The 18147-nt window shown below is 65.1% G+C and carries 14 protein-coding genes and 2 pseudogenes; 2 read left to right on the forward strand and 14 right to left on the reverse strand.

Annotation, left to right across the window (positions count from 1 at the left end; translation table 11 throughout):
• Window positions 1-721: 721 nt before the first annotated feature.
• The 3 genes from ACI1V7_RS05580 to ACI1V7_RS05590 all read right to left on the reverse strand — a co-directional run bounded on the left by ACI1V7_RS05580 (window position 722) and on the right by ACI1V7_RS05590 (window position 3268).
• Entirely contained in the window at window positions 722-1213 is a 492-nt protein-coding gene (locus ACI1V7_RS05580) for a hypothetical protein (protein WP_404530748.1), read from the reverse strand.
• A 253-nt stretch (window positions 1214-1466) separates the two neighbouring features.
• On the reverse strand, window positions 1467-2000 hold the full coding sequence (locus ACI1V7_RS05585; protein WP_404530749.1) for a hypothetical protein: 534 nt from the start codon (window positions 1998-2000) through the stop codon (window positions 1467-1469).
• Between the two features lie 518 nt (window positions 2001-2518).
• Entirely contained in the window at window positions 2519-3268 is a 750-nt protein-coding gene (locus tag ACI1V7_RS05590) for an SDR family NAD(P)-dependent oxidoreductase (protein ID WP_404530750.1), read from the reverse strand.
• Window positions 3269-3407: 139 nt separating this feature from the next.
• Between ACI1V7_RS05590 and ACI1V7_RS05595 the strand changes: the two genes are divergently transcribed.
• Window positions 3408-4295, forward strand: coding sequence for a LysR family transcriptional regulator (locus ACI1V7_RS05595; protein WP_404530751.1), 888 nt, complete (start codon window positions 3408-3410; stop codon window positions 4293-4295).
• A gap of 184 nt (window positions 4296-4479) precedes the next feature.
• Here the strand turns inward: ACI1V7_RS05595 and ACI1V7_RS05600 are convergent.
• From ACI1V7_RS05600 to ACI1V7_RS05615, 4 genes and pseudogenes are all read right to left on the reverse strand, one after another.
• A pseudogene (locus tag ACI1V7_RS05600) lies at window positions 4480-4719 on the reverse strand (DUF3761 domain-containing protein); the annotation flags it as partial.
• A gap of 237 nt (window positions 4720-4956) precedes the next feature.
• Window positions 4957-6858: a M61 family metallopeptidase gene (locus tag ACI1V7_RS05605; protein WP_404530752.1), complete on the reverse strand. Its 1902-nt coding sequence runs from the start codon at window positions 6856-6858 to the stop codon at window positions 4957-4959.
• Window positions 6859-6913: 55 nt separating this feature from the next.
• The gene (locus ACI1V7_RS05610; RefSeq protein ID WP_404530753.1) at window positions 6914-7444 is read right to left on the reverse strand and encodes a carboxymuconolactone decarboxylase family protein; all 531 of its coding nucleotides are present in this window, start codon (window positions 7442-7444) and stop codon (window positions 6914-6916) included.
• Window positions 7444-7893: a tautomerase family protein gene (locus tag ACI1V7_RS05615; RefSeq protein ID WP_404530754.1), complete on the reverse strand. Its 450-nt coding sequence runs from the start codon at window positions 7891-7893 to the stop codon at window positions 7444-7446. The genes ACI1V7_RS05610 and ACI1V7_RS05615 overlap by 1 nt, the downstream gene beginning before the upstream one ends.
• A gap of 108 nt (window positions 7894-8001) precedes the next feature.
• Here ACI1V7_RS05615 and ACI1V7_RS05620 point away from each other — a divergent pair, with 108 nt between their 5' ends.
• Window positions 8002-8772, forward strand: a complete 771-nt coding sequence (locus tag ACI1V7_RS05620) for a helix-turn-helix domain-containing protein (protein WP_404530755.1) — start codon at window positions 8002-8004, stop codon at window positions 8770-8772.
• Here the strand turns inward: ACI1V7_RS05620 and ACI1V7_RS05625 are convergent.
• From ACI1V7_RS05625 to ACI1V7_RS05655, 7 genes and pseudogenes are all read right to left on the reverse strand, one after another.
• On the reverse strand, window positions 8740-9558 hold the full coding sequence (locus ACI1V7_RS05625; RefSeq protein WP_404530757.1) for a hypothetical protein: 819 nt from the start codon (window positions 9556-9558) through the stop codon (window positions 8740-8742). The two genes, ACI1V7_RS05620 and ACI1V7_RS05625, sit on opposite strands and share 33 nt — an antisense overlap.
• A gap of 109 nt (window positions 9559-9667) precedes the next feature.
• A pseudogene (locus tag ACI1V7_RS05630) lies at window positions 9668-9931 on the reverse strand (FAD-dependent monooxygenase); the annotation flags it as partial.
• 191 nt (window positions 9932-10122) lie between these two features.
• Window positions 10123-11559, reverse strand: coding sequence for a sugar porter family MFS transporter (locus ACI1V7_RS05635; protein ID WP_404530758.1), 1437 nt, complete (start codon window positions 11557-11559; stop codon window positions 10123-10125).
• Between the two features lie 567 nt (window positions 11560-12126).
• Window positions 12127-14184: a TonB-dependent receptor gene (locus tag ACI1V7_RS05640; protein WP_404530759.1), complete on the reverse strand. Its 2058-nt coding sequence runs from the start codon at window positions 14182-14184 to the stop codon at window positions 12127-12129.
• Window positions 14185-14271: 87 nt separating this feature from the next.
• Window positions 14272-15627, reverse strand: a complete 1356-nt coding sequence (locus ACI1V7_RS05645; protein ID WP_404530760.1) for an ABC transporter permease — start codon at window positions 15625-15627, stop codon at window positions 14272-14274.
• Window positions 15624-17054: an ABC transporter permease gene (locus tag ACI1V7_RS05650; protein ID WP_404530761.1), complete on the reverse strand. Its 1431-nt coding sequence runs from the start codon at window positions 17052-17054 to the stop codon at window positions 15624-15626. Before ACI1V7_RS05650 ends, ACI1V7_RS05645 begins: the two co-directional genes overlap by 4 nt.
• A complete protein-coding gene (locus tag ACI1V7_RS05655) occupies window positions 17051-17785 on the reverse strand; it encodes an ABC transporter ATP-binding protein (RefSeq protein WP_404530762.1) in 735 nt (244 codons plus the stop codon). The genes ACI1V7_RS05650 and ACI1V7_RS05655 overlap by 4 nt, the downstream gene beginning before the upstream one ends.
• Window positions 17786-18147 lie beyond the last annotated feature (362 nt).

Raw genomic sequence — 18147 nt, forward strand, 5'->3', positions numbered from 1 at the left:
TCAATTTTCGTATGATCTAGTGTATTTCCCGCTTCATCCGTATTGTACACATTCATCGAAGTAACTTTCCTCGCCTTTAATATCGCCGGGTATTCGCGTATGGTATCGAGGATGGAATTGAGTTTGTGAGAGCGAAGAAAAATAAGAAAAATCAATAGCCTACAGCGCTTGTTGACATTCGAGTGGGAGTGAGATTTTTTTTTGGAAACTCTTCTTTTGTGATTTGAAAAGGCTCGCTTCGGCGGGCTTTTTCATAAGCCTCGACCTCTCAGGGGCGGGTCAACTTGTGCCGGTTCAAAAATCGGCGCTCAACTCGGCTGGGGTTGGACAATTGCCGTGGACCTCTGCGTTTGCCAGCGTCCGATTGATCCCGTGTGTTGGCGGAGACATTGGACGGAAAAGTACAACCAGCATGACCCCGCCGCTAAAAAAAGCCGAGGCGATTCAGTCTGGTGTAACGTCAAGCCTTGACTCGACCGTAAAATCCCCTGCGCCCGCATTCCGCTCCATGAGTGAGGGTCAAAAATTCATATCCCGCAGCGTTCGTCGTTCATCTTCTGACAGCGCCAACAGGTTCATCGCTTCGACTCCTGCTGTCTTGCCTAATCTACTTTGACAGCAAAAACTAGAGACTACTCGGTCATTCATTTTGATGCCGAGGAGTGCTTCTACAACGTTGGCGCGGTGGGCATCGATATTAATGGCACTAAGAACAAGTGGCTTAGCTGGCTATTTTATCGAGTTTCTGAAATGTTTTTTCTTTGTCAGACGAGACATCGCTGCGTAAACCACGATAAAAAGCAGAAAACTCGTCTTTACTGACAGACTCTCTTGTAATGCCGTGGCATTCCAAGAGCTTATTTATCGCGTTGACGAGCGGAAGTGTTTCTGTCTCGGTGCGGATCATACCTTTTAAGGCTGCATCGAGCTCTGGCGTTAGTACATCGGCAGGAACATAAAAGGCCGCATTTGCCCGGTTATATTTGTCCGCACTAGACATTGACCGTATGAATACTTGGAGTAATGATTGATCTGGCTGGGTTTGATACAGGTTCCACGCAGCAGCAATCTCTGCGCTTTCGCGCAGTTTTCCGGCATCAAGCAACTGCCTGATGACCAGCGCAGCCCGTGCTGCATCGGCAACAAAAAGTCCATTAGCGCTCTCACGGCTGCCGCCTTTCAATACTAGCTTTAATAGATAGTCAAAAGCCATCGACCTTTCTTGTGGCAACATTCCGTCAAAATGTGCTTGAGTCAGTCCGTCAAGTCGCTCTTTGTTTGCGGTCGAAAAGAAATCTAGGAATTTTCGATATGAAAGTAGCATAGCCTGCGTTGGTCAAGTTTTGATAATTGATCGATATATTTCGACGACAGCTTATGCGAGGGAGTGCGGCATTAGCGGTAGGGCTTATGCGTTAAGCGGGTTTATGCTCAACGAGACTTGATAAATAGGCTGCAATTTTCCTTCATTTATTGGTAGGGACAAAATTCGGGCCACCAAGCTTGTCTCTTACAGTTTCTGAAACCTTTAGCAAAGGTCCCCACATTCCGTTCTGGCTATTCCATGAGCGTCCGGCCCATCTATGATCGTTAATTAAACCCTCTTTATTTTCTTCGATCAACGATTTTAATAGGTAAGCCACTTGAGAAAGATCAACCTCAAAAAGTTCCCTATAATATTCGGAAGAGTTCAAAATGTTTTTATCAAAAAAATATTTGTAGCACCAGATCCATTCATGTGCTACATAGATTGCCCGGTTCTTATCGGGATATGTATCCAGTAATTGATAAAGTGCAGATGAGAATCTTTTTGGAAAGTCAATATCTTTTGTTAAATTCCAGTAGGGAATGATTAGAGTGTAGAACGCTTGGCTTACGTTTTGTGGCTCTTCGTTATCGTTTTTTGCATGAAAAAAATAAGGCGGTTCCCCAACTAAAAATTTTTCGAATGCATTGTGAGAAAATGCTTCGAGTAAAACATTGGATGCTGTCGAGATCATCGTATTTTCGCCGTTTTAGGTAAGGTTCCTGATCACTGCTACTGAAAATGGTAGCACTGTCTAAAACATTATCCGCCTCCTCCTTGGATAACTAAGCTAGCCATGACGCCAAGGTGAATCTGCGCCTCCCTTGTCACAAGTTGGCACGGCAACTTTGGGATTGTCTAGCGTTGGCTATCCGTGAGAAGTCGACATAGTAAGCAGATAAGACGATTGTCCTTCCGCTTGAACGAGACAAGCGAGCGGCCCCGGCCGGGCTCATCGCGCCATGACGGATCGACCGCTGGGTTCAGATGTAGTGAATTTCCCGGGTTCGGCAGGCATGGGCAATTCCACTGTACGTAGCAGGGCTTACATGGCCGCGCGGCCGACGTAGTGGCATGGTACCGCTCCTTTCAAATGCATCAGGCAACACCGTTATCTCCCAGTTATCGGGGTTTGCTGCTTCCATAAAAGAGTTACGAACTGCTGTATCTGCAATTCCGTCGAACAAGATATGTCTGCTCTACCTTCGGTTTTTAGAGCTGCGTCATGCCGCCATCCATGACGAGATCGATCCCGGTCGAGAAGCTGCTCTCTTCCGACGCCAGGAACAGCGCGGCGGCCGCGAGTTCTTCCGGCCGGCCGATACGGCCGAGCGGGACATGGGTGGCGGCCTGCTTGCGGAACGCTTCGGCCGCCTCCGGCGATCCGACTTGGCCCTCGATGATGGGGGTGTCGACCGGGCCCGGGCTGAGCGTGTTGACGCGGATGCCATCGGACACCAGTTCTGCGGCGGCCGTGCGGACGAGCGAGCGTACTGCCGCCTTCGTGGCGTTGTAGACGCTGTGGCCCGGGAATCCCTTCGTTGCCAGGCACGACGACACGAGGATGATCGAACCGCCCCTGCGCATGAGCGGAAGCGCTTTCTGGACGGTGAAGTAGGTGCCCTTCACGTTAATGTCGAACATGCTGTCGAAGTGGGCCTCGCTGGCTTCCCGGATCGGACTGGATGAGATCACGCCCGCGTTGGCGACAAGCACGTCCAGACGCCCTTCTTCTTCGCGGATCGCGGCGAACAGCCGGTCCAGACTCTCGAGGTTCGATACGTCGCTCGGCACGGCCCGGGCGGCGTCTCCAAGCGCGCGGGCAGCGGCCTCGAGTTCCGCGATCCGGCGTCCGGTGATGTAGACCTTCGCGCCTTCCTTGATGAAGCGCTCGGCGATCGCGTAGCCGATTCCGCTGGAGCCGCCGGTGACGACGGCGATTTTCGAGTCGAGTTTGCGCATGGTAGCTGTTGACCTTTATTCAGTGGGAAAAATGGGTAGTGCGTCATCGCACCACCGTGGACTGCCACTGCTATATTACGAACGGGTCACGCCCACGTAAATTCGCTAATAGAGCACAACGCTTGTGGGAAAACGCACCATGGATCATTGGGATGAAATTCGTATGTTTCTCGCGGTCGCGAAGGGCGGAACGGTTCGTGCCGCTGCGAACGCGCTGGAGGTCAACCACGCCACGATCATCCGCGCCATCGGCCGGCTCGAACACAAGCTGGGTGCCAAGCTGTTCGACAAGCTGGCGACCGGCTACAGGTTGACGGATGCGGGAAGCGACATCGTGGAACTGGCGGCGCAGATGGCCGCCACATCGTCGCAGATCGAGGCCCGCATCTTCGGCCGAGGCCAGAACGTGTCCGGGCCGCTGCGCTTCACGCTTCCAGTCTCGTTCGCCACCGACCTGTTGATGCCGACGCTGGCGGCGTTCCGGAGCCGCTATCCGGACATTGCCCTGGAAGTCCTGAGTTCGACATCGGTGGTCAATCTGGGCAAGCGTGAAGCCGACGTCGCACTCCGGGTCGTCATCGGCAATGGCACGCCGCCAGAGAATCTCTACGGCATGCGGCTCTGCGAATTTCACGTCGCTTACTACGTCGCTCGGACGGTGGCGGAAGCCCGCTCCCCGGCGTATCCAGCGTGGTTGCTCGGACCGGATGAAGTCGTGCCCGCTGACTGGGTACCCGCCGACGAGGTGAGGATGGCGCCAACCCCGGTCCGGTTCACCGAGATGCGATCGCAGTTCGAGGCGGCACGCGCAGGGATGGGGGTCGCGCTTCTGCCATGTTTCCTGGGCGATGCCGACGAAGCGCTCGTCCGCGTACCCGGCAGTCCGGTCAAGCATATCGGGGACATCTGGCTGCTGACGCATGGCGATACACGACGCACGAAGCGCGTGCGGCTGCTCTGCGATGCGGTCCGCGAGGTCATTCGTGACAACGCGGATCGCCTGGCGGGGCGCGGCCTTGTTCGTTGACGGCCGCTCTGTTTGCTGCGTTGTGTCATGCGTGGCGAACCGCGGCGGCTTTCATGGCGTCCGTAGCGCGCATGGCCGCGTCAAGGTCGGCGATGACACCGTATGGAAGCATCCATGCTGGTCCTTCCGAACTTGGTCGCCAGCTGGATCCGCGCTCCCCGCCGTGCGCGCAGAACGCGCTGGGTCAAGAGCACGTCTTGCCGTGCACCCCGTGGTAGCCCTTCGCCTTGGCATCCGCCTCGGCCATGTATTCGCCCTTCTTGGTCTTTCCATAGTACTTGTCGCCCTCGCAATGGTAGACCTTGCTCGAGCTGTTGACCCAGACTTTTCCGGCGCCACCGCCGGGCGCCGCCTCGGCCGGTGACGCGGTCTTCGCCGGCTTGCCGGCCTGGGCCGAGGATGGACTGGCGCCGGTCGACGGGGACAGCGGGTTCGGCACGGTTGTCTGGGCAAACGCGGCAGTCGTGAGCAGGGCGCTCAGGACCAGCGCCATGGTGTTTTTCATCGCAGGCTCCAATCAAAGGCAGTGAGGTTGAAAAGCGGCACGTCGATTGTAGTCGGCAATGGCGCCTGAATCCTGAACATGGTTGAACTGTAATCCTGCGGATGACCGGGGCGGCGCCGGGAACACCCGGCGCCCGTGATTGGCCACAGCGCAGCCTCAGCGCGGCATCAGCAGCGGCGTCAGATGATCCGTCGTGCCCGCAATGCGGACCAGGTGCGGGTAACGCAGCGTGCCGCGATAGTCCAGCGTGGCCGTGCGGCGGCGTCCACCCGACTCGAACGCGAGGACGGGCGGCGCGGTGGTGGCGCCAGCGATGGCGTGCGCGAGGCCGTCGGCGCTGAAAGGCTCGCCATTCACCGTCAGCAGCCGGGCACCCGGGGCCAGGCCCGCGCGGAAGGCCGGACCGTTCCAGGCGACCTCGCGCACCACGCCTTTCTCCGTGACGGTCAAGCCGGCCGAGTAGGCGAAATTGCGCGCGCCGTCCGCCGCTTCCTCCTGGCGGAACGACTCGCTCGCCGTCTCGTCGTAGACCAGGCGCCAGCCCGCGGCGGCCAAGCCGTCGATGGCTTCGGCGTCGTCGTGCGTCTCCAGCTTGCGCGTCAGCGCAGCGCGCCAGTCGGCATGCGCCATGCCGTCAAGCGTCGCGCAGACGTCCTCGAAGGCATACAGCGAAGGACCGGACCGGCGCGTGTCGAAGAAGCGGCGCGCGAAATCGTCCATGCCGAGCCGGCCGCCGCTGAGCGTGCGCAGGCGGGCTTCCACGCCCAGCCACAGCAGGACGCCTTCGGGATAGTAGTCTTCGCGGCGCTGCCAGTCTTTCCAGGCGATGCGGTGGCCCGGCATGTACAGGGGATCGGCCAGGCTGTCGGCCAGGTTCTTCCAGGCGCGGGCGGGACGGTGTTCGACCAGGGCCGCATCGACCGCCAGCTTGTCCAGGCTGTCCTGCAGGCTGCGCATGCCGGCGCGTGCGGCCAGCACCCGGCCCCAGAACTCGGTCTGGCCTTCGTACACCCACAGCAGATCCGTCTGCACGGGCGAATTGAAATCGGGGGACCACAGCGCGGCCGGTCGACGGTAGACGCCGTTCCAGGCATGGACGAATTCGTGGGCGATCAAATCCTGGTTGGGGAGCTGCCGCCCCGGCGCTGTGAAGTAATCGGCCGGGAGGGCGATCTCGCCTTCCTCGAGGTGCTCGTAACCGCCCGGCCCCGGGACGCGGTCGCTCAGCGTCACCAGCATGCGGTAGTTGCGGAAGGGAGGCGTGCCGAACACGCGCTCGACCTGGACGGGCAGGCTGCGCAGTCCTTGCAGCTGGGCCGGGGCGGCATCCATGTCCGCAGCCGTATCGGCCAGCAGGTCCAGCGTCACCGGCGCGGCGCCGACGCGGCCCAGGGCGATCGACCGGTACTGGCGGGCGGCGTGAACGGGCGCATCGACGAGGGTGTCGAGCGGGACCTGGGCGTAGCGGACCACGCCGTCGCCGCCCCCTGCCCGGGCGAGGGCCGACACGGGCGTGACGCCCGCCGGCAGCTTGAGCGTGGCGGCGACCGGGATCGCGTGCGCCGGCCAGCCTTGCGGATACAGCAGCAGGCGGTGCCAGGGCACGATCACCATGTCGGGATGCAGCAAGGCCTGCGACGGCGCCGCCAGGAACTGCATGCGCAGGTGCAGTGCGGATACGCCGGCCGGGACGTCGACGTGGAAAGCGTGCGTCTCGAGCGGATCGCGGCGCCATGCCAGCGGCTTGCCGGCGGCATCGATCTGCAGCCCGGCGAGTTCGTGCACGGTGGCCGTGGGCGCATGGCTGCCGGTCTCCCAGCGCGGATACAGCAGCGTCATGCGACCCGGCCGCTGGACCGGGATGGTCTGTTCGATCCAGAATACCTGGTGGTCGGCGTCGGTGGCGTCGACGGCAAGCGTCATCGCACCGGCAAACGGTGGTGCCGGTTCTGGCGCAGTGCCGGCGCCAGCCGCCACGGCGACGGCCAGCAGGAGGGGTACCAGGCGCCTCAGCGCGGCGGGCAGCGGGGGAAGCACGGTTGGGGCGTGTCGTGTCATGTTCATCCGGTTTGCTTGAAAAACGGACCGAGTGCGCAGTCTGCTCCCGGCCGTGTCAGTGCTCGTGAGACCACTCGTCGGGATGATCGTCGAGCTCGATGTCGAGGGTGGCGACGAAGCGCGCCACCGACATGTAATGGCCGATCAAGCATAGCAGGGTCGCGATATCGCGGGCCGGCAACCGTTCGCGCACGTCGGTGAAGGCGGCATCGCCGACCCGTACGTCGCGCACGCATTCGTCGACGAATCGCAGCACGGCCGCCGTGGTACCCGTGAAGCCGGCCGCGCCCTGCGACTCGATGCGTGCGATCTCGTCGTCGCGCCAGCCGGCCTTGCGGGCCTGGCCGAGGTGCTGCATGCGTTCATAGGCGCTGCCGCACAGGTGGGCCACGCGCAGGATGACGCCTTCGCGCAGCTTCGGATCCAGCCCGGCGTCGCGCAGTGCATTTGCCATTTCCGGCAGCGCCCGCGCCAGCCTCGGGGCGGCCAGCAGCACGCCGCGGGTGAGGTTGGACGGAAAGCGCTCGAACTGGGCGCGCTGTTCCGGCGTCATGTCCGCTTCGCGTACCAGTGGCAGGCGTGCCATCAGAGCCCTCCCGTGCCTGCCGGTGCGCGGGCGTTGCCGTCCTTGTCCACCTGCATGCGCTTGTCGTAGCCGGTGACGGGGTCGACCTCGCGCCCTTGGGCCCACCAGTTTTCCGGCGCCACTTCCGTGATCGACATGATCAGGTCGGCCCGGTCCAGCTGCGCGCGCGCCGCCAGTTCGTCGGCGACCGCCTCGAAGAAGCGGGCCTTCAGCTCGGGCGTGCGGGCATTGAAGAAGAAGTGGATGAAGACCATTTCGTCGCTGCGCGGCACGCCGCAGTAGTTGCGGTCGTAGACCATGCGGCCGTGCGGCAAGGTGTTGATGAAATGGTCGTAGGTGTCCTCGGTCACGTTCAACACGTTGACCATCGCGGCATGCACGCCTTGCGAGATGGCGTTCAGGCGTTCTTCGTTCTTTCCTTCATGGGTCCAGATATATACCATCGGCATGGTCAGTTCCTCCATCGGGTTGAATGAACAAACAGGATAGGCGTGCGCGGGCGGAACAGACAGGGACTGTAAAATACCAGGGTCGCCGGCAATGATTTCGGGTACCGCATGCACGCAAACAAACCGCTTGGAGAGTTCCTTCGATCGCATCGCCTGCGCCTCGAACCCGAGCGCTTCGGCATTCGCCGTGCGGGCACGCGCCGTACCCCCGGCTTGCGCCGCGAAGAAGTCGCCGAGCGCGCCGGCATCAGCACCGAGTGGTACGTGAAGTTGGAGCAGGGGCGCGCCGCCGGACCCTCCGGCCCCACGATTGCGGCGCTGGGACGGGCGCTGGGGCTCGACGAGCTGGAGATGCAGCACCAGCGCGGACTGGCGTCGGGCGCGGCCTTGCCGGCGTTCGCACCCGAGTCGGTGCCGGACGCATTGCGGCGCATGGTAGACCAGTATCCCGGGCCGGCCTACATCACGGGCGAGCGCTGGGACATCCTGGCCTTCAATACGGCGGCCGATGCCCTGTTCGCGTTCGGCCGGTGCGCTCACGATGAACGCAATATCCTCGTCTACATGCTGGGCGAGGACGCGCGCGCGGTGTTCGGCGCCGGCTGGCTACGCGAAGCGAAGCGAATCGTGGCGCTGTTCCGCCCGGCCTACGACCGGCGCCGCGGCGATCCGGCGTTCGAGGCCCTGGTCGAGCGGCTGCATGGCGCGCATCCCGCGTTCGGCGACTGGTGGCGTGACCATCGCATCGATACGCCGGTGGTGCGCACCAAGGCGTTGCACCCCGGTGGCGCCGGCGCTTGCGTGCACTATGACCTGGCGAGCTTCCAGTGGGTCGACCATCCAGCGCTACGCCTTGCGCTTTACACCCCACAGGCTTGACGCGGGCGCCTCTGCGACGGCCTGGGCATCCATCCACATCCACATGCCGACCAAGGGGAACAGGATGCAGCGCGACACCATCGCGAAGGCCTGGGTGACGGGCCCGTAGCCGCCGTCGTAGCCGGCGCTGCCGAAATACGCGAAGAACCAGTAGGCGCTCAACAGGACCACGCAGGCAGTGCCCCCGGGCACGGACGCCGTCAGCCGGCCGATACTGCGCCGGTACGTCACGAGGAAAAAGTGGGCGACGAGCGCGAGGGCGGGGACCAGCACGAACGGAAACAGCTGCAGCGGCGTGACGCCCCAGCCTTGCGCCGCCAGGGCGATGTCGGCGTGGGTCGTGATCGCGCGCGTCGGCACGTAGCTCCACACGTTCCCGGCACACATCAGCGCGGTCCAGTACAGGGCGGCCAGGAGCCACCTGTTCGCGCCGGCCGTGGCGCTGGCCATCAGGCGGCACACGACCAGATAGGGCAGGACGTTGCCGAACGCGAGGCCGGAGAGCGCGATCAGGGACGCCTGGGCACCGTGGCCGGCAGCCAGGATCGGCGCATAGTCGACGCCGTCGCCGACGTCGGACTGGAACAGCAGGTTGAGCACCGTCGGCGCGCCGTAGTCGATCTGGAATGGATACGCTTTCCAGCCGAGCAGCCAGGCGACGACGCTATGGCTGTATTCGTGCAGCAGGTAGACGACCGCGTGCGCGACCAGCACGGCGCAGCAGTGGAACAGGCCGAATCGGATGGCGCCGGCATCGAGACGAGGCGTAGGGGGCGAATAATTCATGCGCTCTGCGTGATGGGGTGAAAAAGCCCGGGCGCGGGGCGCCAAAGGCGGATGCTGCTGTATTGTCCCGCACGTTGCCGTCGACAGCCAGGTACTGGCGGGTACCAGTCTATGTGGTGGCTTCGCCGCACGCTGCACTCATCGATCCATCTTTCCGGACCAGCGCCGGCAGCCAGGCGCAGCGGCGATCGCGACCCTCGCCGGCAGGCGGATACACGTGCGCGGCATCGCCGGCCAGGAAGACCGAGCTGCTGCGGTAGCGTTCCGCCAGCCAGGCCCCCATGTGGAACGTCGATGCCCAGGGCACGGCACCGACCATGTCCTCCAGCCGGCATACGCGCGGGATTCGATCATGGCAGCCCTGCATGAAGAAAGGATGACGCCGGAGGCCGTGCGCGTTCGAACGGGAACGGCAGGATCGTTGTCGTCAGCGATCTTGAAACGCAAATGAACAAGCCGTTGATCATCCGATTCGAACGATCAACGGCTTTTCGTTTTTCTACCAGAACGAGGGCGCCAGCCCATGGGCGCAGCCCCCGTCGCCGGCAACCAAGCGGTACCCGCTCAGCCTTCCATCTGCTCCAGCTCCTTGCCGCGCGTTTCGTGCACATAACGCAGCACGAAGAAGATCGACACGATCGCAGCCAGCGTGTACAGGCCATAGGCGCCTGCCAGGCCAATGCCGGTCAGCAGGACCGGGAAGGTCACCGTGATCAGGAAATTGGCCGTCCACTGGGCTGCGCCGGCGACCGCCAGGCCGGAACCGCGGATCTGGTTCGGGAACATTTCACCCAGCATCACCCACATCACCGGTCCCCAGGACATATTGAAGAAGATGACGTACAGGTTCGCCGCGACGAGGGCCAGCATGCCCATCGAGCCGGACAGGGCCAGCTTGCCGCCGGCGTCGAGTGAGGCGCTGGCGAAGGCGTAGGTCACCAGGCCGAGCGTCACCGCCATGCCGGTCGAGCCGATCCACAGCAGCGGCTTGCGGCCGATCCGGTCGATCAGGAAGACGGTGACGATGCAGGCGCCGATGCTCAGGCCGCCGGACAACACGTTGATCAGCAGGGCATCGCTCTCGGAGAAGCCCACGGCCTGCCACAGCACGGCGCCGTAATAGAACACGACGTTGATGCCGACCAGTTGCTGGAAGGTCGCCAGGCCGATGCCGATCCAGACGATCGGACGCAGCTTGCCCGTTGCCTTGTTGACGAGGTCCGACAGGCGCGGACGGTGGTGGTCCTTCGACAGCGACACGTCGATGGCGGCGAACTTCGTGTGCGCCGCGGCCGCGCCGTACAAGCGTTCCAGCACGGCCAATGCCTCGTCCTTGCGTTTCTTGACGACGAGGAAGCGCGGGCTTTCGGGGATCGTCAGCAGCAGCAGCAGGAACAGGACGGAAGGAATTGCCATCATCCAGAACATCCAGCGCCATGCTTCCTGTCCCAGCCACAGCACGCCGACCGAGCCGCCGGCCGACTGGGCCAGCAGGTAGTTGCTTAGGAACGCGCAGAACAGGCCGCTGATGATGGCGATCTGCTGCACCGTCGCCAGCCGGCCCCGGTAGCGGGCCGACGCCACTTCGGCGATGTAGGCCGGCGACATCACGCTGGCTGCGCCGACGGCAAAGCCGCCCAGCACGCGCGCGGCGATGAAAAAGGCCGAATTCGTCGCGAAGCCCGCGCCCAGTGCCGACAGCAGGAACATCAAGGACGAGATCAGCAGGACGGTACGGCGTCCCCACAGGTCGCCCAGGCGGCCGGCGGAGAAGGCGCCGACCGCGCAGCCCAGCAGCATCGAGGCGACTTCGAATCCGAGCTCGGCGGCCGTCGAATGGAAAGTCTGCTTCAGGCCGTCGACGGTGCCGTTGATGACGCCGCTGTCGAACCCGAACAGGAATCCGCCGATGGTGGCAACGCAACTGATGAGAATGATGAGACGGGTATTTTCCGTCTCCTGGATGGTGCTACTGGTGTTGTCGACAGCAACTTGGTGCATCGTGGTCTCCTTGGTTTGTTATTGCATCCGTAATGGGTGCCGTTTCCGTCTGGTGGCGCGGCGTGTTCTACGACACTTGCCGCCGGTGGGGTGATCGGTTTCCTGGGCGGCATCAATGGCGCGCCGATTTCTCCCTGTGCAACAATATATTCCCGGCGCTGTGGATCATGCGAAGGGGATGTTCGCCGATCGCGGGCGTGGACGGGCCGATGTCGCCGGCTCGGCCGGCACGCGTGACAAGTCCCGTGCGGTTGCCGGACGAACGGCAACGCCGGACACGACCCGCCGGCAGCGCGCTGGCGAGGCGGTGAGACAGGCAGACAGGGGCGGCGACAGGGTGCATCGGAATCGGGCTGTTTGGTAACATCCTATATCACTAAAGATATAGCGCTAACATCAACGGTGACGAGTCTGGCCGATTTGCATTCTTGTGTCAATTACATTGCGATTCGGCACGTACCACATGCGCACGTGCCGGTGACGGCCGCCGAGGCGGGTGAAGCCGGCGGCCGGCAAGCAGCCCGCCTCAGCGAGCTTTCGAACGATTCGCCTGGCCCGCTTCGCTCATCAGAAATAGTATCGCAACGAGGCGCCTCCCTGCATGCGTGGCACGGTCGACACCAGCAGGCCCGCCGCGCTGCCGTAGGCGATGTCGCTGGCAAACTCGTGCGGCTGCAGCGCGAAGAAGACGGAGCCCTGCAGCTTGCCGACGTCGTAGGTCGCCTTCACGTCGTAGCGCACGAAGGTGGGCATGTCGCGCCGGACGAGCGGGCTGCCCATGTAATAGGGATTGCGCGCGGTGACGTAGACGTCGCCGTTCACCGTCAGCATGCCGGGTCCGAGCGCACGGCGATGCTGCGCGCCGCCTTTCCAGGTGTGGGCGGGGACGGAGAGGAGGGCGCCGGTGCCGGGCGCCGGATTGTCCAGCTGCGCGCGCAGGATACGGCCATAGCTAAGGTAGGCGCTCCAGGCGCGGCTCGCCTGGTAGCGCACGTCGAACTCGAATCCCCGTCTGGTCGTGCGGCCCGATGCCACGTAGACGTCGGGTGCCGTATTGACGATCTCGTCGTCGTTCTTGATGTCGTAGACGGCACCCGACAGCGTCCAGTCATCGCCCAGGCGCGCGTTGGCACCGACGTCGTGCGAGCGGACCTTGCTCGGTTCGATGCCGGTATTGCTCCTGCCGCCAGCGGCGCCCAGCGGTCCCAGGCTGCCGCTGGCGCTGATCTGCTCGGCGGCCGGGGAACGGAAGCCCTGCGCGACGTTGGCGAAGAAGTCGAGGTCGGGCATCGTGCTCCAGATGGCGCCGTACTTGGGCGTGACCACCGCGCTGCGGTAGTCCGTGCTGGCCGCCGGCAGCTTCAGGTTGGCGATGTCGTAGTCGAAGCGGTCGTAACGGATGCCGCCATGCAGCTTCAGATAAGGCAGCACGCGGTACTGGCCCTGGGCGAAGGCGCCGTAGGTGAGCAGGTCGAGGTCCTGGCTGTTGACGTAGCGCGCCGTCGGCTGGCGGGACTGGTACTGGCGGCGGTAGGCGATGCCCCGGTCCTTGCGCGCCTCGAGTCCAATGGTCAGGATGCCGTCCGCGCCGACGTTCCAGGTCGTGCCCAGGCGGGCGCCGGCGATGTCGCGGTCGTCGTAGCCGTAGGTATGCAGCACGGGGCTGGTCTGGATCGCGCGGCTGCGCTGGAAATCCTCGGCGTAGGCGGTGGCGAACCAGCCCGCCTCGCTGGAGGCCGGACGGCGGTTGAACACCACCGTCTTGCGGTGCGCGTCGCCGAAGCCGGGCAGGCCGTACATGGTCGCATGCGGGTCGAGCCCGGCCTCCATGGCCGGCAGCGACAGGTAGCCGGCGCCGGCGAAGTCGGATTCGTAATAATTCGCGCGCAGGCTGTAGATGCCGTCACCGATGGTCGTCGACAGCTTCCAGAACAGGTTCGCCCGCTTGTTGTTGGCGCCATGACGGAAGCCGTCGCTGAGGTAGCGGTCTGCCACGAGCAGGGAGCGCACCTTGCCGTACTCTCCCGACAGCACCAGCGATGCGCGCCGTCCGCCGTAGCTCTCCACGGTCAGCGCGGCGCTGGATGGCGTCTCGGCGCCGCCCTCGCGGGTGGAAATCGCCACCGACCCGGCGCGGTTCTGGTCGCCGAACAGGGCGGAGACGGGGCCCTTGATGACATCGACCGTGCCGACCATGTCGGCCGTCATCCATTCGAGGAACGCCGGGCCGTGGCCCGCGCCCCCCTGGCTGGACGGGATGTTCTGCGGCACGCCGTCGATGTAGATGGCCGTGTCGGCGCCGTGGGTGCCCTGGGTGGCGAAGCCGCGCATGCGAAAGCCGTTGCCCGTATCGCCCTGGTCGATGTTGTGGGCGACGACGCCGGGCACCCGCTTGAAGATGTTGGAGATGTCGCGGCCGACATCCAGCGTGGCGATGTCCTGCGCCGTCACGGTGGTCACGCTGCCGGGGAGGGCGCGCGCACCGAGGCCGGGTGCCGTGCGGTCATCGCCATCCTTGCTGCCCTTGACTTCGACGACGTGGGTACTGCCGTCGGGTGGATCGTCGTCGGCAAGGACGTGGCCGGCGGCGCAGGCGATCAGGGCCGCCAGGGGAAGCGCACGCATGCGCACTGGCGGGAGAGTGAGGCGGGAAGGGAACGTCATCGGTACTCCGGTTGCTTGAATGGGTTGTTTGTCATTGGGCGGTGTGCGCTAGGCCACGCGGAGACGGCGCAGGCGCGCGAGTCCCCAGGCGAACACCAGCACGGCCAGCGCGCACAGCGCGGCGATGCCTGCCGTCGGATACGCGGCGTCGGCGGGACGCGCGTCGTAAACGGGCCGCCGTGCGTAGTCGTCCGCCCGGAACGGGCGGTCGTTGAACAGGTAGGGGTAATAGAATTCCCGGATGCGGCGGTGGAAGGCGGCGATGCGGTCCTGGTAGGCCAGTTGCGCCGGCAGGTCGCTGCCGGCCAGGCGATGCAGGACGGCCTGGGCGCCGACGCCGGGCAGCAGCCAGCCGAGCCGCTCGCTCCATTCCTGGCGCGCGGCGAGTCCCGCGCGATAGTCGCGCGCCTGGGCCGCGACGCTCTCGTCGCCGAGCTGGTGGAACGCGAAATACCATTTCCAGTGGAAGCGCGACGGCAGCGGCGCCGTGTCGCGCCATTCCGGATGGCCGGCGAAGAACTTGCGCATCGTTTCCTCGCGCGGGACTTCCCACGCGCCGTGCACGGCCTGGCGCTGGGCCATCATGAGGTCCACGCCCTGGTGGACGGGCACGGCGCGCGTCAGCATCACGTTGGCCAGCGCGGGCAGCACCAGCGTCAGCATCGCCCAGGCGCCCATCAGCGCGGTGGCGTTGGCCACCGAGCGCCAGCCGCGCGAGGCGATGAGCAGCGAGATCCCCGTCCAGAAGGCGAGGTAGGCGGCCGTGGTGGCCAGCACGACGCCGGCGACGGCCGCGCCGGTGGACGCGGCCAGCATGCCGACGCAGGCGGGCAGCGCCAGGCAGGCGAACACCAGCGCGCCGCGCAGCAGCACGCGCCGGCGCCACGAGCGCGCGCCGTGCGGCAGCGCCAGCAGCATGCGCAGCCGCCCGGCTTGCCGTTCGCCGGACACGACGTCGTGCAGGAGCGTGATGACGAACAGGGGCGCCAGGTAGATCAGGACGAACGCGAAGTCGAACCGTCCCGCCAGCGCCAGCTCGGGATTGAACGTCTCGCCGTCGTACAACTGTGCCTGCAGGCCGAGGGCGCGCACGCGCAGCACGTAGGGGGAGACATCGCGCATGCCGATCGCCAGGAAGGCGGCGTCGGAGGGCGGGTCGGCCGTGGTGTAGAACGTGTAGTAGGCGGCCTCGCCGCCATTGGGGCTGTCCCCACGGGTGCGCGCCACGGCCGCGACGTCCTGCTCGTTCAGGGGGCCGACGCGGGCGATCGTCTGGCGCTGGCGCGCGACCTCGTGCAACCCCGACCAGACGGCGAGCGACGACAGCAGCAACAGCAGCAGGAGCGCCGCCATGCTGGCGCGCGAGCGCCACAGCAGGCGCAGTTCGAAGGAAAGGGCGCTCATCGCACGGCCCTCCCCAGGCGAGCCGCCAGCCACCATGCCAGCGCGCCGGCCGCGCCGATCCAGGCCAGCAGCACCAGGCCGGCCGGCAGCGCCGTGCGCACGGTGTCCGCCAGCGGCGTCGGGGCGTAGTGGAATTCCGGGAATGCCTTCCAGTGGGTGCGTGACACGCGATTCTCCTTGTCGGGGTTGGTGTCGTCCGCATAGCGCAACTCCTGCGCCTGCAGACGATTCAGTCCTTGCACGAGGTCGTAGCGATAGCCCTCGGCCTGCTCGAGGAAGCGGCGGTGGGCGGCGAGGTCGGTACCGGAGGCCGTCATCGACAGCCGGCGCAACGCCAGCGTGGGACTGATCCAGGCGAAGGCGTCGACCACGGCGCCCTGCCGCTGCTGGCGGTCGAACGCAGCGTCGGCGTAGCGGCCGAACAGGGCGCTGGACTGGCGCTCGCCCTCGATCCCGACGAGGCCCTTGTAATTGACGGGCAGGTCTTCGATGCGCGATACGCCGTAGCGCTGCAGCAGGCTGGCGCGGAAGGCGGCGAACTTCGGATCGGCCGGATCGTGGGCGTTGCCCAGCGCGAGATAGTCGCGCTGCACGTGGATGTTGTCCTCGACACGGCTCGGCAGGGCGACGACGGTGTTCGCCACGTCCGGCGCCCAGCGCGGCACCATGACGACGACGAGCGCCCATACGGCCAGCAGCGCGAGCAAGGCGTCGCGGCCGCGCCGGCACAGCGTGGACACCGCCACCACGGCCAGCGTCCACAGCGCCAGCCAGCCGGCGTAGGCGGCGCCGAGCAGAAGCACGGGCGGCCACGCCGCCTGGCCGCTCGCCGCCAGCCAGGCCAGGCCCAGCAGCGCAGGCGCCAGCGCAAGGCCAGCGAAGCCGGCCAGGGCAAGCCATTTGCCCAGCACGAGCTCGCGGCTGCGCACGCCCTGCGCGAGCAGCACGCGCAGCGTGCCGGACTCGCGCTCACGCGCGACCCCGGCGTGGCCGAAGAACACGAGCAGCAGCGGCGTGAGTACCTGCAGCACGAAGGCGGGTGTCAGCTGGCCGAAGCGCAGCAGCAGCGAATGCTGGCGCACGTCGCCGAAGTTCGCGCTGTTCTGGCGGTGCCCTTCGAGGAACATGGTGTTGCCGGTATAGCCGTCGATGCCGGGATCGAAGGCGGCCAGGGGATTGAGGGGACGGAACAGGAAGTGACCGAAGTGCACCATGCGGTGCGGATGGCGGTCAGGCTGCGCTTCGAACGCATGGTTCGCCTCGGCCTGATAATGGGCGCGTTCGGCGGCGACGCTGCGCTGGTGCTCGTGGGCGTTCAGCACGGCGAGCAGCGTCAGCACGATCAGCAACGCCAGGCTCGCGACGGCGGCGCGGTCGCGGAACAGGCAGCGCCACTCGTCGCGGGCGATGCGGATGGCGATGTTCATGCGGCCTGCCCTCCGTAGCGGCGGTGCAGGGTGCGCACGTCGAAACGGTCGGCGCCGGTGGCGGCCACTTCCTCGACCAGGCGTCCCGCGTCCAGGAAGCCGATGCGGTCGGCGACATCGGCGGCGCCCAGCAGGTCGTGCGTCACCATCAGCACGGCCACGCCCTGGCCGCGCAGCACGCCGAGCAAACGGTTGAATTCCGCGGTGGCCTGCGGATCCAGGCCCGACGTGGGCTCGTCGAGCAGCAGGACGGGCACGCGCCGCGCGAGCGCCAGGCCGATCGCCACCTTCTGGCGCATGCCTTTCGAGAATCCGCCGACGCGGCGGTCGAACGCGTCCGCAGCCAGTCCCGCGGCCGCCAGCGAGGCGTCGATCGGGGCATCCGCCGGCGCCTGTCCCGCGAGGGCGAGCAGGTAGGCGACGTTCTCGCGCGCCGTCAGGTGTTCGTACAGCGCGACGTTTTCCGGAATGTAGGCGAGCAGCCGGCGCGCCGCCTCGGGATGCGCGGCCGGGTCCGTGCCGTGTACCCGCACCTGGCCGGCGGACGGCGCGAGGAAGCCCAGGAACAGGCTCAGGGTCGTGGTCTTGCCGGCGCCGTTCGCGCCCAGCAGCGCGTAGATCTCGCCGGCGCGTACGTGCAGGTCGAGGCCGTGCAGGATTGTCTTGCGGCCGTAGCCGGCGACGACGCCCGTCGCCGCGAGGGCGGCGTCGATGGTGGTAGTCGTAGTCAAACAGGTCTCCATGTAGAGAGTCGGTGGTCGGATGCGGCGGCGGGATGACGCCGCGCGCGTGGCGGGTCGGCCGCAGTGTCGGCAAGGACAGGCGCGGCAAGGCAGCGCGCCATGGTGGCGCGCGATGGATCGAAGCTCATCGTGTTGGGGCGTTGTTGGTGCGCGCGAAGGCGCACCCGATGCGCCGTGCGGCGGCGCGTCGGGTCAAGCGAATGGGCTGCACCACCAGGACGTCCGGTATGCGCGCGCAGGCGCGCTGCCACCATTCGGTTCGAGGACGAACGGGAACGGCGACAGAAGGCCTACGAGCAGTGCTCGTACGGGAACGGCGCGCGCGTCAGCGCCGGCGAACCAGGTGGGTG

The sequence above is a fragment of the Massilia paldalensis genome (assembly GCF_044901715.1).
Taxonomy (GTDB): domain Bacteria; phylum Pseudomonadota; class Gammaproteobacteria; order Burkholderiales; family Burkholderiaceae_D; genus Telluria; species Telluria paldalensis.

What these genes read in the sequence shown, in the direction of transcription:
- ACI1V7_RS05650 (WP_404530761.1), bottom strand. Translation starts at nt 17,054, where the DNA reads ATGAACATCGCCATCCGCATCGCCCGCGACGAGTGGCGCTGCCTGTTC.
- ACI1V7_RS05625 (WP_404530757.1), bottom strand. Translation starts at nt 9,558, where the DNA reads ATGAATTATTCGCCCCCTACGCCTCGTCTCGATGCCGGCGCCATCCGA.
- ACI1V7_RS05645 (WP_404530760.1), bottom strand. Translation starts at nt 15,627, where the DNA reads ATGAGCGCCCTTTCCTTCGAACTGCGCCTGCTGTGGCGCTCGCGCGCC.
- ACI1V7_RS05605 (WP_404530752.1), bottom strand. Translation starts at nt 6,858, where the DNA reads ATGACACGACACGCCCCAACCGTGCTTCCCCCGCTGCCCGCCGCGCTG.
- ACI1V7_RS05620 (WP_404530755.1), top strand. Translation starts at nt 8,002, where the DNA reads ATGCACGCAAACAAACCGCTTGGAGAGTTCCTTCGATCGCATCGCCTG.
- ACI1V7_RS05615 (WP_404530754.1), bottom strand. Translation starts at nt 7,893, where the DNA reads ATGCCGATGGTATATATCTGGACCCATGAAGGAAAGAACGAAGAACGC.
- ACI1V7_RS05585 (WP_404530749.1), bottom strand. Translation starts at nt 2,000, where the DNA reads ATGATCTCGACAGCATCCAATGTTTTACTCGAAGCATTTTCTCACAAT.
- ACI1V7_RS05640 (WP_404530759.1), bottom strand. Translation starts at nt 14,184, where the DNA reads ATGCGTGCGCTTCCCCTGGCGGCCCTGATCGCCTGCGCCGCCGGCCAC.
- ACI1V7_RS05610 (WP_404530753.1), bottom strand. Translation starts at nt 7,444, where the DNA reads ATGGCACGCCTGCCACTGGTACGCGAAGCGGACATGACGCCGGAACAG.
- ACI1V7_RS05580 (WP_404530748.1), bottom strand. Translation starts at nt 1,213, where the DNA reads ATGGCTTTTGACTATCTATTAAAGCTAGTATTGAAAGGCGGCAGCCGT.
- ACI1V7_RS05635 (WP_404530758.1), bottom strand. Translation starts at nt 11,559, where the DNA reads ATGCACCAAGTTGCTGTCGACAACACCAGTAGCACCATCCAGGAGACG.
- ACI1V7_RS05590 (WP_404530750.1), bottom strand. Translation starts at nt 3,268, where the DNA reads ATGCGCAAACTCGACTCGAAAATCGCCGTCGTCACCGGCGGCTCCAGC.
- ACI1V7_RS05595 (WP_404530751.1), top strand. Translation starts at nt 3,408, where the DNA reads ATGGATCATTGGGATGAAATTCGTATGTTTCTCGCGGTCGCGAAGGGC.